This window comes from Ureibacillus sp. FSL K6-3587 (genome assembly GCF_038593165.1).
In the GTDB taxonomy this organism is placed as follows: Bacteria; Bacillota; Bacilli; order Bacillales_A; family Planococcaceae; genus Ureibacillus; species Ureibacillus suwonensis.
This window is the reverse complement of record NZ_CP151969.1, coordinates 2,874,383-2,889,760: the sequence shown is the minus strand read 5'-3', so window position 1 is coordinate 2,889,760 and position 15,378 is coordinate 2,874,383. Positions and strand designations below refer to the sequence as shown.

The 15,378-nt window shown below is 43.6% G+C and carries 9 protein-coding genes, 3 rRNA genes and 1 pseudogene; 2 read left to right on the top strand and 11 right to left on the bottom strand.

The genetic code is table 11. The features are described from left to right. Window positions 1-94 precede the first annotated feature (94 nt). From rrf to NSS77_RS14230, 6 genes are all read right to left on the bottom strand, one after another. Window positions 95-210 (bottom strand): 5S ribosomal RNA (rrf, locus tag NSS77_RS14255). 60 nt (window positions 211-270) lie between these two features. Next, window positions 271-3,197 (bottom strand): 23S ribosomal RNA (locus NSS77_RS14250). 195 nt (window positions 3,198-3,392) lie between these two features. Beyond that, a 16S ribosomal RNA gene (locus tag NSS77_RS14245) occupies window positions 3,393-4,945 on the bottom strand. The 16S, 23S and 5S rRNA genes sit together here, the layout of an rRNA operon. Before the next feature lie 528 nt (window positions 4,946-5,473). Beyond that, a complete protein-coding gene (locus NSS77_RS14240; RefSeq protein ID WP_342469327.1) occupies window positions 5,474-6,430 on the bottom strand; it encodes a thymidylate synthase in 957 nt (318 codons plus the stop codon). Window positions 6,431-6,721: 291 nt separating this feature from the next. Beyond that, complete coding sequence (locus NSS77_RS14235; RefSeq protein ID WP_342469326.1) at window positions 6,722-6,916, bottom strand: hypothetical protein; 195 nt, start codon at window positions 6,914-6,916, stop codon at window positions 6,722-6,724. Window positions 6,917-6,988: 72 nt separating this feature from the next. Further along, entirely contained in the window at window positions 6,989-8,197 is a 1,209-nt protein-coding gene (locus NSS77_RS14230) for a hypothetical protein (RefSeq protein WP_168412631.1), read from the bottom strand. 202 nt (window positions 8,198-8,399) lie between these two features. Between NSS77_RS14230 and NSS77_RS14225 the strand changes: the two genes are divergently transcribed. Continuing rightward, window positions 8,400-8,825, top strand: a complete 426-nt coding sequence (locus NSS77_RS14225) for a hypothetical protein (RefSeq protein WP_141602958.1) — start codon at window positions 8,400-8,402, stop codon at window positions 8,823-8,825. Here the strand turns inward: NSS77_RS14225 and NSS77_RS14220 are convergent. The 5 genes and pseudogenes from NSS77_RS14220 to NSS77_RS14200 form a co-directional block, all read right to left on the bottom strand. Then, window positions 8,817-10,462, bottom strand: a pseudogene (locus NSS77_RS14220) (IS1182 family transposase). The gene NSS77_RS14225 and the pseudogene NSS77_RS14220 overlap by 9 nt on opposite strands. A 167-nt stretch (window positions 10,463-10,629) precedes the next feature. Further along, entirely contained in the window at window positions 10,630-11,019 is a 390-nt protein-coding gene (locus tag NSS77_RS14215) for a hypothetical protein (RefSeq protein ID WP_342469325.1), read from the bottom strand. A 224-nt stretch (window positions 11,020-11,243) separates the two neighbouring features. Then, a complete protein-coding gene (locus tag NSS77_RS14210; RefSeq protein ID WP_342469324.1) occupies window positions 11,244-11,849 on the bottom strand; it encodes a YpjP family protein in 606 nt (201 codons plus the stop codon). A 271-nt stretch (window positions 11,850-12,120) separates the two neighbouring features. Beyond that, on the bottom strand, window positions 12,121-13,242 hold the full coding sequence (locus tag NSS77_RS14205) for a glycerate kinase (RefSeq protein WP_342469323.1): 1,122 nt from the start codon (window positions 13,240-13,242) through the stop codon (window positions 12,121-12,123). Then, on the bottom strand, window positions 13,239-14,210 hold the full coding sequence (locus NSS77_RS14200; protein ID WP_342469322.1) for a D-glycerate dehydrogenase: 972 nt from the start codon (window positions 14,208-14,210) through the stop codon (window positions 13,239-13,241). Before NSS77_RS14200 ends, NSS77_RS14205 begins: the two co-directional genes overlap by 4 nt. 122 nt (window positions 14,211-14,332) lie before the next feature. On the opposite strand from NSS77_RS14200, the gene NSS77_RS14195 reads away from it, so the two are divergent. Next, window positions 14,333-15,145, top strand: a complete 813-nt coding sequence (locus NSS77_RS14195) for an EcsC family protein (protein ID WP_342469321.1) — start codon at window positions 14,333-14,335, stop codon at window positions 15,143-15,145. The last annotated feature ends 233 nt before the right edge of the window (window positions 15,146-15,378 follow it).

Genomic DNA, 15,378 nt, shown 5'->3' with positions numbered 1-15,378 from the left:
TTCTATCCCTATTATACAAAAAAAGCCTGTAGATTTGGCCACTAGTTAGGGACTTTGTCTACAAGCTGACACCACTTTCGTGGTGTTTCTGCTTGCGAAGCGACGTCCTACTCTCGCAGGGGGAAGCCCCCAACTACCATCGGCGCTAAAGAGCTTAACTTCCGTGTTCGGTATGGGAACGGGTGTGACCTCTTTGCCATCGTCACTTCACCATATTTAGTTGAGAGGTTGTTCTCTCAAAACTGGATAACGGCATTGAAAGCTTTTCTTTTGGTTAAGTCCTCGATCGATTAGTATCCGTCAGCTCCACACGTCACCGTGCTTCCACCTCGGACCTATCTACCTCATCGTCTTTGAGGGATCTTACTTGCTTATGCAATGGGAAATCTCATCTTGAGGGGGGCTTCATGCTTAGATGCTTTCAGCACTTATCCCGTCCACACATAGCTACCCAGCTGTGCCTTTGGCAAGACAACTGGTACACCAGCGGTGTGTCCATCCCGGTCCTCTCGTACTAAGGACAGCTCCTCTCAAATTTCCTGCGCCCACGACGGATAGGGACCGAACTGTCTCACGACGTTCTGAACCCAGCTCGCGTACCGCTTTAATGGGCGAACAGCCCAACCCTTGGGACCGACTACAGCCCCAGGATGCGATGAGCCGACATCGAGGTGCCAAACCTCCCCGTCGATGTGGACTCTTGGGGGAGATAAGCCTGTTATCCCCGGGGTAGCTTTTATCCGTTGAGCGATGGCCCTTCCATGCGGAACCACCGGATCACTAAGCCCGTCTTTCGACCCTGCTCGACTTGTAGGTCTCGCAGTCAAGCTCCCTTATGCCTTTACACTCTGCGAATGATTTCCAACCATTCTGAGGGAACCTTTGGGCGCCTCCGTTACCTTTTGGGAGGCGACCGCCCCAGTCAAACTGTCCACCTGACACTGTCTCCCAAGCCGATCAGGCTTGCGGGTTAGAATTTCAGTACAACCAGGGTAGTATCCCAAGGGCGCCTCCAGGGAAGCTGGCGCTCCCCCTTCTACGGCTCCTACCTATCCTGTACAAGTTGCACCGAAATTCAATATCAGGTTACAGTAAAGCTCCACGGGGTCTTTCCGTCCTGTCGCGGGTAACCTGCATCTTCACAGGTACTATAATTTCACCGAGTCTCTCGTTGAGACAGTGCCCAGATCGTTACGCCTTTCGTGCGGGTCGGAACTTACCCGACAAGGAATTTCGCTACCTTAGGACCGTTATAGTTACGGCCGCCGTTTACTGGGGCTTCAATTCGGAGCTTCGCTTGCGCTAACTCCTCCTCTTAACCTTCCAGCACCGGGCAGGCGTCAGCCCCTATACGTCACCTTGCGGTTTTGCAGAGACCTGTGTTTTTGATAAACAGTCGCCTGGGCCTATTCACTGCGGCTCATCGGGGCTTGCACCCCAATGAGCACCCCTTCTCCCGAAGTTACGGGGTCATTTTGCCGAGTTCCTTAACGAGAGTTCTCTCGCTCACCTTAGGATTCTCTCCTCGACTACCTGTGTCGGTTTGCGGTACGGGCACCTCCCGCCTCGCTAGAGGCTTTTCTTGGCAGTGTGAAATCAGGAACTTCGCCTCCAAAGAGGCTCCCCATCACCGCTTGGCGTTACGGGAAGCGGATTTGCCTACTTCCCCGCCTTGCGGCTTGGACACGCGCGACCAACGGCGTGCTTTCCCTATCCTCCTGCGTCCCCCCATTGCTCAAACGGCGGGGAGGTGGTACAGGAATATCAACCTGTTGTCCATCGCCTACGCCTTTCGGCCTCGGCTTAGGTCCCGACTAACCCTGAGCGGACGAGCCTTCCTCAGGAAACCTTAGTCATTCGGTGGATGGGATTCTCACCCATCTTTCGCTACTCATACCGGCATTCTCACTTCTAAGCGCTCCACCAGTCCTTCCGGTCTGACTTCTGCGCACTTAGAACGCTCTCCTACCACTCGTGCGAAGCACGAATCCACAGCTTCGGTGAACCGTTTAGCCCCGATACATTTTCGGCGCAGCGTCACTCGACCAGTGAGCTATTACGCACTCTTTAAATGATGGCTGCTTCTAAGCCAACATCCTGGTTGTCTAAGCAACGCCACATCCTTTTCCACTTAACGGTTACTTTGGGACCTTAGCTGGTGGTCTGGGCTGTTTCCCTCTTGACCACGGATCTTATCACTCGTAGTCTGACTCCCGCGTCTAAATAGCTGGCATTCGGAGTTTGTCTGAATTCGGTAACCCGAGGTGGGCCCCTAGTCCAAACAGTGCTCTACCTCCAGTATTCGTTACGCGAGGCTAGCCCTAAAGCTATTTCGGAGAGAACCAGCTATCTCCAAGTTCGATTGGAATTTCTCCGCTACCCACACCTCATCCCCGCACTTTTCAACGTGCGTGGGTTCGGGCCTCCAGTGAGTGTTACCTCACCTTCACCCTGGACATGGGTAGATCACCTGGTTTCGGGTCTACGACCACGTACTCTTTCGCCCTATTCAGACTCGCTTTCGCTGCGGCTCCGTCTCCTCGACTTAACCTTGCACGTAATCGTAACTCGCCGGTTCATTCTACAAAAGGCACGCCATCACCCGTTAACGGGCTCTGACTACTTGTAGGCACACGGTTTCAGGTTCTCTTTCACTCCCCTCCCGGGGTGCTTTTCACCTTTCCCTCACGGTACTGGTTCACTATCGGTCACTAGGGAGTATTTAGCCTTGGGAGATGGTCCTCCCGGATTCCGACGGAATTTCACGTGTTCCGCCGTACTCAGGATCCACTCTGGAGAGGATGGATTTTCGACTACAGGGCTGTTACCTTCTACGGCCGTCCTTTCCAGAACGGTTCGTCTAACCCATCCTTTTGTAACTCCGTATAGAGTGTCCTACAACCCCAAGAGGCAAGCCTCTTGGTTTGGGCTGTTCCCGTTTCGCTCGCCGCTACTCAGGGAATCGATGTTTCTTTCTTCTCCTCCAGGTACTTAGATGTTTCAGTTCCCTGGGTGTGCCCTCTTAACGCTATGAATTCACGTTAAGATACTGCTCCATTACGAGCAGTGGGTTGCCCCATTCGGAAATCTCCGGATCAAAGCTTACTTACAGCTCCCCGAAGCATATCGGTGTTAGTCCCGTCCTTCATCGGCTCCTAGTGCCAAGGCATCCACCGTGCGCCCTTACTAACTTAACCTTACGGCTTACGATTTGCTTGCGCCTCGTAACCCTTGATGGTTTGCTTTTCTATCAGAAAAGCGTAAGAACTTTACAGTAAATTTCTTGCTTTCAATGTCGTTTATCCAGTTTTCAAAGAACAAAACTCTTGATTGAAGGCATGAACCTTCAAAACTGAACCCAAAACGTTAATGTTTTCCGTTTATATCCTTAGAAAGGAGGTGATCCAGCCGCACCTTCCGATACGGCTACCTTGTTACGACTTCACCCCAATCATCTGTCCCACCTTCGGCGGCTGGCTCCCGGAGGGTTACCTCACCGACTTCGGGTGTTACAGACTCTCGTGGTGTGACGGGCGGTGTGTACAAGGCCCGGGAACGTATTCACCGCGGCATGCTGATCCGCGATTACTAGCGATTCCGGCTTCATGCAGGCGAGTTGCAGCCTGCAATCCGAACTGAGAGTGGCTTTTTGGGATTCGCTCCCCCTCGCGGGTTTGCCGCCCTTTGTACCACCCATTGTAGCACGTGTGTAGCCCAGGTCATAAGGGGCATGATGATTTGACGTCATCCCCACCTTCCTCCGTATTTGTACGGCAGTCTCCTTAGAGTGCCCAACTGAATGATGGCAACTAAGGACAAGGGTTGCGCTCGTTGCGGGACTTAACCCAACATCTCACGACACGAGCTGACGACAACCATGCACCACCTGTCACCGCTGTCCCCGAAGGGAAGGCCATGTCTCCATGGCGGTCAGCGGGATGTCAAGACCTGGTAAGGTTCTTCGCGTTGCTTCGAATTAAACCACATGCTCCACCGCTTGTGCGGGCCCCCGTCAATTCCTTTGAGTTTCAGTCTTGCGACCGTACTCCCCAGGCGGAGTGCTTAATGCGTTAGCTGCAGCACTAAGGGGCGGAAACCCCCTAACACCTAGCACTCATCGTTTACGGCGTGGACTACCAGGGTATCTAATCCTGTTTGCTCCCCACGCTTTCGCGCCTCAGCGTCAGTTACAGGCCAGGAAGCCGCCTTCGCCACTGGTGTTCCTCCATATCTCTACGCATTTCACCGCTACACATGGAATTCCGCTTCCCTCTCCTGCACTCAAGTCTCCCAGTTTCCAATGACCCTCCCCGGTTGAGCCGGGGGCTTTCACATCAGACTTAAGAGACCGCCTGCGCGCGCTTTACGCCCAATAATTCCGGACAACGCTTGCCACCTACGTATTACCGCGGCTGCTGGCACGTAGTTAGCCGTGGCTTTCTAGTAAGGTACCGTCAGGGCGCAGCCAGTGACTGCTGCGCTTGTTCTTCCCTTACAACAGAGCTTTACGATCCGAAGACCTTCTTCGCTCACGCGGCGTTGCTCCATCAGGCTTTCGCCCATTGTGGAAGATTCCCTACTGCTGCCTCCCGTAGGAGTCTGGGCCGTGTCTCAGTCCCAGTGTGGCCGATCACCCTCTCAGGTCGGCTACGCATCGTCGCCTTGGTAGGCCGTTACCCCACCAACTAGCTAATGCGCCGCGGGCCCATCCTATAGTGATAGCAGAACCATCTTTCAACCCCGAAGCATGCGCTTCGGTGTGTTATCCGGTATTAGCACGCGTTTCCGCGAGTTATCCCGGTCTATAGGGCAGGTTACCCACGTGTTACTCACCCGTCCGCCGCTAACCAATCAAAAAGCAAGCTTTCTAATTGGTCCGCTCGACTTGCATGTATTAGGCACGCCGCCAGCGTTCGTCCTGAGCCAGGATCAAACTCTCCATAAAAGAAAATTTGATTAGCTCAAACTTTTGTCCGTATCCAATCCGTCGACGAGGGTCAACGAATTGGAAAATTTATATCATTAACGTTTCGGTGTTCAGTTTTCAAGGTTCATTTTTACAACAGCTATAATATTTTATATATTTTCTATTTTGTTGTCAACTATTTTTATGCTATTAACAAAAATAAAAACCCTCTATTAAAGCTGGTATTTTATTATACTAACTTCAGCTAAAATGTCAATCATTTTTTAGCATTCCCAGCCGTATCAATGACCGGATAATTAATATATCAAAAACATCCATAGTTTGCAACACTTTTTATCAAAAACAATATAACTTCTATCCAATTAATTTGTTTCCATTATTCAATGATCAGAAAAGGAGGTTTCCTTTTACATAAAAAAGTTTTAACCCGGCATGCCATCAATGGAAAATAAAATTGCCAAATAGGAAGATTGATCGCTAGCAATGAAAAAAGCCACAAAGTTGGTATACATCATTTCCATCCTTTTGTGGCTTTCATTGAATCGTTTAAACCGCAACCGGCGCTTTGATCGTTGGATGAGGATCATATCCTTCAATCGACAAATCTTCCAGTTCGATGTCAAATACCGACTTTTTCTCCGGATTAATTTTTAATGTCGGCAGTGCTTTCGGTTCTCTGGAAAGCTGTTCTTTCACTTGGTCCAAATGGTTCAAATAAATATGTGTATCCCCGAAACTGTGAATGAATTCTCCCACTTCAAGTCCGCATTCGTGGGCAATCAAATGTGTCAATAATGCATAGGAAGCAATATTAAAAGGAACGCCCAAAAAGACGTCTGCACTTCGCTGGTAAAGTTGGCAAGAAAGCTTTCCTTCCGCCACGTAAAATTGGAATAACGTATGGCAAGGAGGCAAGGCCATTTCATCCACTTCCGCCGGATTCCATGCAGAAACAATCAATCGGCGGGAATTCGGGTTCCGTTTGATTTGCTCAATGACGTTCTTTAATTGATCGATTGTTTCCCCATTTTCGCCAGGCCAGCTTCGCCACTGCTTGCCGTAAACCGGGCCCAATTCTCCGTATTGTTTCGCAAACTCATCGTCCGTCAATACTTTCTCATGGAAAATTTTCATTTGCTCGTCCAACACTTTGGCAAATTCTTCATCGTTTGCGGCGCGCAGACCAAAGTCCGTCATATCCGGACCTTCATACTCATCGGATTCCACCCATTTTTTGAATGCCCATTCATCCCAGATATGATTATTATGTTCCAATAAATAACGGATATTTGTATCCCCTTTGATAAACCATAATAATTCACTGGCAATCAATTTAAACGGAACACGTTTCGTTGTTAAAAGAGGAAACCCTTTACTTAAATCAAACCGCATCTGATAGCCGAAAATGCTGATCGTTCCCGTACCGGTTCTATCCTCTTTCTTTACCCCATGTTCTAAAATATATTGCAACAAATCCAAGTAAGCATATTCTGGATGACGCATATCGATACTCTCCCGTCTTATGTAAAATCAAAATAAAACGTTTTTTTCCTCATTCGAGTAAAATTCAATTCTTATCATAACATAAAAGCGACCATAAAAGAGAATGACCAAAATGTGAGCATTAAAATTCATTTTTCTGAAAATTTTGTATACAATAATAATATCCAAATACACTGGGGGGATGTCAATGGCGGAGATTACGATTTATATCGGACTGATTTTGTATACAATTTATTTGACTACACTATGTTTTACCGATTAATGATAAAAGAGGCTGGGACAAAACTAGCTTCAAAATAGGAAAAAGGAGAATTTGAGCCAACTCAAATTCTCCTTTTTCCATTTCTCTCCATCATTTTTGGTCAGTTGATCTTTGTTGGCCGTGTATTTCCGTAAATTCACGGCCATTAAGGCAATCCCCATTTCATTTTCCACCTTCGATTTTCCTCGGACGGAAAATCGAGTGAAACGCAAATTAGCCTTCAAGAATCCGGTCCTTTTGCACATTTAATAAATAAAATAACAGAATGAAACTGTCGAAACCAATCTTATTTTAAATTAAAGGTTTTTTTTCTTTAAATGTTTTTCAGGATTCAAATCTTCTAAATACCATGTAAGAGGAACTGCGAAATTGTCTTTCTCTAATTCTGTTACATTATTGTCTCCACTGGCATCAACTAAGAAAATTTTTTCCTCTGATTCTAAACCAAAAATATTTTCTGATGAAACATATCCCTGTAAACTAGTATATCCTATGAAATTACTTCCATCTTGAGATAATGACTTGTTCAATCCTTTAATAGCATGAGTGATTCTGTCGCCATTACTGTCTATTGATCTTGCTTCCAATTCTTCAATATTAACATTGTATTTTTCAGTAATTGTTTTAACTTCATCAAAACTTAATGGTTCAGCAAAAGTAACTGTGACTGCAATGTCATTAATTTTTTTATTAGATTTTAATTTCTTAGTTATCTCTTTTTGTTTTGATTTATATTTTGTAATCCCATCTTCTGTTGGTTCAATAGCTTTATATTCAGTAATGACTTGAGAGTCAGATTGAGAATTTGTAGTACTTGTTGTATTAGATACCGGCACAGTTGTACTAGCTACTGCTTTTAGACTTTTTGTTATTTGAGGTTGAATAGAAGCAACTTTACCTTGGTTATCACCATAAGTGAATGTGTGCTGTACTGTTGAAGATTGAGTGCAGTTGTTATAGTCCAAAATACCTTTTTTGCTCATGGCAAATTGAGCTTGAATTCTGCCGCTATCTGTTGATTTACCTCCACGATTATCAAGCCATTTAGTTGTCATATAATAAGCTTTATCAGCAACGACAGTCCCTAGTGCAACCACTTCTGATTCATCATCAGCTCCCCAGAGATTATTATCTTCAATGTCCACTTTGGGATTTGGCAGATTAGTAAGCACCTCCCATGCGGAAATTTTTAAGGATGAACCATCAGGAATAGCAGTTTGATCCAAAGTCACATATGCATTATATCCTGGACAGCTTCCGCCAGTGCCATTACCTTTGTTGTAACTGATTATGGAGCTGACATTATAACTATCAAACTTGAAATCAATTCTCGTTTGTAAGAAATTTCTTGAGTCGTAATACGTAGTTGCTGTACCAGTTCCCGACTTTGGAACATAAGATCCGTAATTATAATTACTGTAACTCCATGCAAAAGCATGATTTGTAGCTAAACTGAATAACATGATGACAGTCACTGCTACAGTAAAAAATGTTTTTTTCTTCACCAAAATATCCCCTATTCCTTTGAAATAATTCCATATATATCGATATATACCAATGATTAGGTTATATGCAAAGAATAATATCCAAAAATTCTTAATTTTGTAAAAAAATATTTAAATTGTTTGAAAAAATCTAATTTTATTTTTTAAAAATTATTTTTTTTGTTAAAATTGAAACTACTATATTGGGAGAGGGGAAAAAAGGATGAAAAAGAAAAATTTGATTATACTGGCAGTTATAAATTTTATTATAGTCTTTGCATTATTGATTGATAATTCAGGGTATGTTGAATTTAATGAAATCATAATGCTGGCTATTTCCTTTGTATTTTTTGTTATTTTGATAGAATCTATAAATTCAAAAAGAAGATTCAAATTCGTTATCAATACACTCATCTACATTGCATATTTGATTATAATCATGCTCGCTGATTTGACTGTTGATCATTTCATATTTTCTTTTAAAGATATTGTATACGATGGTAGACCTTTAACTCTATTAGAAGAAATTGCTGAATATAAAGATGATATGTTGGTAATTACTTTGTACATTATTGTTCCATACATTATTTTGTATTTCATAGTTTACACAATTAAATTTTTCAACAAAAAAAAACTAGCTTCAAGATAGGAAAAAGGAGAATTTGAGCCAACTCAAATTCTCCTTTTTCCATTTCTCTCCATCATTTTTGGTCAGTTGATCTTTGTTGGCCGTGTATTTCCGTAAATTCACGGCCATTAAGGCAATCCCCATTTCATTTTCCACCTTCGATTTTCCTCGGACGGAAAATCGAGTGAAACGCAAATTAGCCTTCAAGAATCCAAAAACTGGTTCTACGTCCATTTTACGTTGACGGAAAATAGAACCTGCTTTTTCTTCTGAAAGCTTCGCTCTTACATATTCTTTTTGTCGTTCCCATTTTTCATTCACCATGACTTTTCGGTGGTTGCCTTCCTTTGCTTTTGTACATGAAGAACGGAATGGACATCCCGAACAGTTTTCACATTCATAGATTTTCAATTCTCGTTTGAAACCGGTCTTATCGGTACGTACAGAACGATATCGGAGGTTACCCGCTGCTGATTCGGACACGTGTAGGTATCACTTTCTTCGTCGTACATCCAATTGTCTGGATGAAATGGGTTTTGTTTATATTTCTTCTTTTGTTCTTTCTCATACATGGTATATGGAATAAGTGCCTCACATTTTCGATTCGAAAGGATGTCCTCATAGTTCTGTTCACTACCATAACCAGCATCTGCGACAATATATTTTGGCAATGGAAAATAATGCTTCTCAATCTCATTCAAGAACGGAATCAATGTACGTGTATCGGTAGGATTTGGAAAAATGCCATAAGCCAGTGCGTATTGACCTTCTGTTGCGATTTGTACGTTGTATCCAGCCTTCAATTGACCGTTTTTCATATAGTCGTCTTTCATTCGCATGAACGTCGCATCTAAGTCTGTTTTGGAATAACTATTCCGTTCACCCAAGATTTCGAAGTCTTTTTGATACTTTTGTTTACGTAAAATCAAGTCAATCAACTGTTTGTACACTCGCTTCGGATATTTCCGTTCGCTTCTTAATGCTTTTCGTTCTGTGGCATCGGGCGATGCTTCTATCTTTTGGTCATATTCCGTAATCACTTCATCGACTTGTTGCACCATTTGAGCGAGTTCTTCAACGGACAGTTCTCCCTCATTTTCCCGCTCCATTTCAGGGATGATTTCCTTCTCTAACAGTTCGTTGTAGAGCTGATTGGATTTTTCAATTAAGCTTTTGTTGTATTTTTCAATGGATTTTTTCCACACAAAAGTAAATCGGTTGGCATTCGCTTCAATCTTTGTACCGTCAATGAAAATTGCTTCTTGATCAATTAATTTTTCTTCCACCAGTTGGCAACGGAATTGGACAAAACATTGACGAATTAATTCTTTTACTTCCGGATGCACACGAAAACGATTGATCGTCCGATAACTTGGTTCATAGCCTTGTGCCAACCACATCATCCGAATACTGTCCTTTAAAAGGGCTTCAATTTTCCGACCTGAAAAGACTGATTGGGAATAAGCACACAAAATAATTTTTAGCATCATGCGTGGATGATAAGCAGGACAACCTGTATTTCGAAGAAACGGCTGAAAGGCTTCATCGGGGATACTTTCAACTAAATGGTGAATGTGGAAGGCAATATCATTTTCTTGTAATTTTATTTCTAAATCTAGAGGCAAAACTAATTGATTCATGTTATAATATTTGAACATAAGGACCCTTCTTTCTGTTAGGTTTGGTGTGGTAACTTAATTTTAACAGAAGAGGTCCTTATTTTTATTGAAAAAATGAAGAACAGCCCATGAAATTTCATTCCAAAATTTCATGGGCTGTTTCCATTTTAGAGGGGGTTTTGTCCCAGCCTCTTTTTCATGTTCCATTAATTATTGACGATTTCTTTTCCTTTGATAAATCCCAAACTTGTCAATAGAATTTTCGCATCCGCATTCAAAATGTTTAATACGTTCTTTCTTTGCAACAATTGCTCTTTCTCTTTTTCCTTCAAATATAATTTTAAACCGCGGACATCCAATTTTTTCGCGTATGTATTGATCACGGTGATTATGTTCATTTCCTTTTTCGTTAACGGCTGTTCAGAAGAACCGAGATTGTCCTTCACAAACTGCAAAATCTCTCTTGCGTTGCTGTTGAGCAAATGGCGATTTTCGTCCACAATATCCAAATTCTGTTCAATGTATTTTCTGGCGGTTGCATATTCCAATGCATCGACCGCCCCATTGATGCAGAGAATCAATTTTTTGATATCCATTACCACTTTACCTCCCAACATATCCAATTATAAAGGTAAAATGGATTTATTTTCAATACCAAATTTAAGAAAAATGATATATAACAACAGTATTGCTTTTAGGTATTATGTCATGCTAAATTCCATAAAAAAACCACCATATTGATGGTGGCAGAATATCGAATCTCCGGTAAAACCGCGATTTTGGAGCAGTGCTCGATGGGAAAGAATAGCATCATCAAATATTAGGACAACCACTTCGGAGGGGTGTCTTTTGAATAGTAGATATCCCCGATCGTATGGTGTGAAGCAAATTGATCTTCATAAGTGTGGTAATGGAAATTGTAGTAGTATCCTTCAAGCGGCCGTTTTTCGGTGCGCACATGGAATCGGAGCAAATCTTGTCCGCTACGGCCATCCGCAATATGAAAGATCCTCTCGGAATAATTTCCCCCCGGCTTCCCGCTGATGGTTAAATATCGTTTTGTCTCATCGTCCAAATTTGCCAAAGCGGATGAAATAATTTGTTCGATCGTTGGAAAAATGCGTTGTTCAAATTCATCTTCAATGACCGGGGCAATTTTTGAACCAAATTTTATATAAGACTGTTCCTTTGCCAACTGAAGGATGGAATCAATCGGGTCAACCGTTTCCGTGTTTTCATCGGCGAACGATTCTACGGTTTCTTCGGCAACACCAATGTTTTTATAATTGGCGCTTTGTGCCCGGTTCGAATCTTGTCCATTTTCGAGATGATCCCAAATGGAATGGTTCGGAGGAATGATCCCCAATGTCAGTAACGCCACTAAAAATACGAGCGTTTTTTGCCACCACTTTTTCAATCGCTTCACCCACTTTTGTCCAATCTATCAATTACTTACGATTTTTCATGAAAAAGGTTTCCTAATTTATTTTTTCATAGTAAAATATGTTAGGGATTGACCATTGTTTTTTTAAGGAGGGATAAGCATGGCCTCGATTACAATTGCAATCGGATTTATTTTATATTTAGTATACTTAATTTCATTCTGTTTCGCTGAATAAAAAGCTACGGTTTGTGGCTTTTTATTTTTTTCGAAATAGGCACTGCATTGATGTATCAAGGCAGTGCTTTTCTATTTTCTATCTTTTTATCAACTCCGCAATATTCTCAGCCAATTCTCCGACAAGTTGCCGGGCATTCTCCATCGTTTCTTCCAATGCGGCTGGCCCTTTGCAGATGGAAAAAGCCGCGGCCAATCCCAACTCTTTCAATTCTTTTCTCGATAATTCAATGGTACCACAAATTGCAACGACTGGAATATGATAAGGTTTGGCAAAATCGCAAATCCCTTCGATCACTTTTCCGTTGAAGGTTTGTTTATCCAGCTTCCCTTCTCCTGTGATGATGAAATCCGTCGAAGGCAGCAGCCTTTCTAATTGCAACGTCTCAATCAAAATATCAATTCCCTGCCGGATTTTGGTGTCAAAGAGGGCCATAAAGGATACCGGGATTCCCCCGGCTGCACCGGCACCTTCCCGATTCTTCAACTCCCGATGAAATTGTTTTTCCAGCACGGTTCCGTAATGGCGCAAAATGGCATCGATCTCCTGCACGTGTTCAATTCCCTTTTGTGGGCCGAATACATGGGTCGCTCCCCTCTCACCGCAAAGGGGATTGTTCACATCGGTCGCCAAAATGAATTCACATTCAAACAGCCGCTCGTCCACCTTCCGCAAATCAAGGGAGGCGATCTTCCCTATATCTCTCAAGGATTCAATTTGGACTTGCTTTCCGGCTTCATCCCGGAAAAGGACTCCCAGGGCGGAAAGCATTCCGACCCCCGCATCATTTGTCGCAGTGCCGCCCAGTCCGATGATGAAGGTGCGGCAACCTTTGTCGAGGCCGTGCAAAATGAAATCTCCCACCCCATGGCTGAAAGATTGGTACGGATTCCTTTCCTCCTCTGGCACAAGGGTTAATCCTGTACTTTTTGCCATTTCAATGAAAGCTGTACGTTGCAATGGGTCAATCGCCATTTTCGCACGAATCGTTCTTCCCAAAGGATTTTTGACGTTTACCTGTTCTATTTGAAATGGAAGGACCGAACAAATGCTTTCGAGAAACCCTTCTCCTCCGTCTGAAATCGGCACTTCCAAAACTTCCGCATCCATGACGTTTTCGATGCCTTGGCGAATCGTTTTGCACAGTTCAATGGAAGAAAGGGATCCTTTAAACGAATCCGGCGCCACTAAAATTTTCATTTTCTCCAACCTTTCGTCACAGGGGTAATCGGCTCTTTGCCTGTAAGGACATTGGCGATATTCTTTGCAGCAAGTTCCGCCATTTGGGCTCTCGTTTCCAAAGTGGCGCTGCCGATATGCGGAAGCAGAATGACATTATCCAGTTCCAACAGCCCTTCCACAATTTTCGGCTCATGTTCATACACATCAAGGGCAGCACCGGCAATCTTCCCTGCTTTCAAATGTTCGTACAATGCCTGTTCATCCACAAGCGGCCCACGGGATGTGTTAATCAAATACGCATCCTGTTTCATGAGATTCAATTCATCCCGCCCAATCAAATGGTGGGATTCTTCGTTCAACGGAGCATGGATGGTGATATAGTCGCATTCCCGGAGCAAACGATCCAAGTCTGCATAGGTTGCGTTCAACGCTTGTTCCTTTTCAATCGGAAGGCGGTTGCGATTATAATAGTAAACATCCATATTGAATCCTTTTGCCCTTTCGCAAACAGCGGTGCCGATTCTCCCGAGTCCGATGATGCCGAGCTTTTTGCCGTAGACCAGATTGCCGATGAACAAATGGGGCAGCCATCCCGTAAACTTCCCTTCCCGCACGAACTTGTCCGCTTCCACGATTCTTCTGGCAATGCCAAGAATCAATGCCCAAGTCAAATCGGCTGTGGCATTATTCAATACGTCCGGTGTGTTTGTCACAATCACGCCATGCTTTTCCGCGGAAGCGATATCGATGTTGTTGTAGCCGACGCCGCAATTTCCGATCACTTTCAATTTCGGTGCGTTTTGGAGGATGTCATCTGTGATGAAATTGTTCACCATTGTCAGCACCGCATCATGATCTTGAATTTTATCCAATAAAGCTTGTCCGTTCAGCGTCTCTTCCTTCTCCCAAACTTCCACTTCCCCGACAGATTTTAATATATTAAGTGCTGAATCACTGATTTTGCTTGTCACAAAAATCTTCACCATTCTATCACTCCCCCAATTTTAATATTCTTTATTTCCGTCATGATTCCTTTAAAGTTGGGCGAAACTTTTTACTATGGGGCCCGTATAAAGTAGAAAGCAAAATAACGATAGGAGAATGAACGTTGGAGACACAAGAGCAATTGTTGGGCTATTTGAAAGAAATTGAAGCTTGGGAAAAGGATCAAAAAGATTTATTTTTCTGGGAAAAGCTCGGCAGAATCCCCTTTAAAATTTTGGACAAGTTGACGCCGAAATCCATTCAGCGGACAATTGGAAAATTGGTGGATGAGTTGGGAAGCTACATCCAAACAGGCGGGCGATATTTGGTCAGCGAGCAGGCCATCATCAAAAGGATCAACAAGTTTTCATCATATAAAAATATTCAGTCGATCGAAGAGATAAAAAAATTGCCGATAGACGACATGATGAAAATTACGGAACAACTTGGGAAAAACCGGGCTGCAATCGCAACGGTGCAAGGGGCTTCCACCGGAGTCGGCGGATTATTCACACTTGTTGTCGATATCCCGGTGATTTTGGGAATCTCTTTGAAAACGCTGCAGGAGATTGCCATGATTTACGGATACGATCCAAATGATAAAAGGGAACGCATTTTCATCGTGAAATGTCTGCAGTTCGCCAATGCGGACATCGTCGGAAAGGAAGCGATTTTGAAGGATTTATGGAAAGGGAATGAACATAAAGCTTCCACTGACATGATTCAGCAGTTGAAAGGATGGCAGGAAGTATTTTATTCTTTCCGGGATCAATTCGGCTGGAAAAAGTTTTTCCAAGCGATTCCGATTGCCGGCATTGTGTTCGGCGCCTTTGCCAATAAAGGCATGATTGAAACCATTGCCGAAACGGGAAACATGTTGTACCGGAAAAGAAGAGTGTTGGATCGGTTGAAGGAGATGGAGGAAGAAATAGAATAACTTCCACAATGCCTTAGTTTTGAGTGGTCGTAACTAAGGCGTTTTTTATTATGAGATGGAGGATTCTGTGCGAGGTTGAGCGTGTAACATGGGGATTAATTGCGAATGTGGTGTTCCAACTGTTCCCTATCTGAGCGAGGTTGTGCTTTATCCAAGCACGTCAAATATCTATACGGACGAGTTGAGGGGTTATCCGAGCAAGATGGGATGTTATCCGAGCAAGCGGACACTTT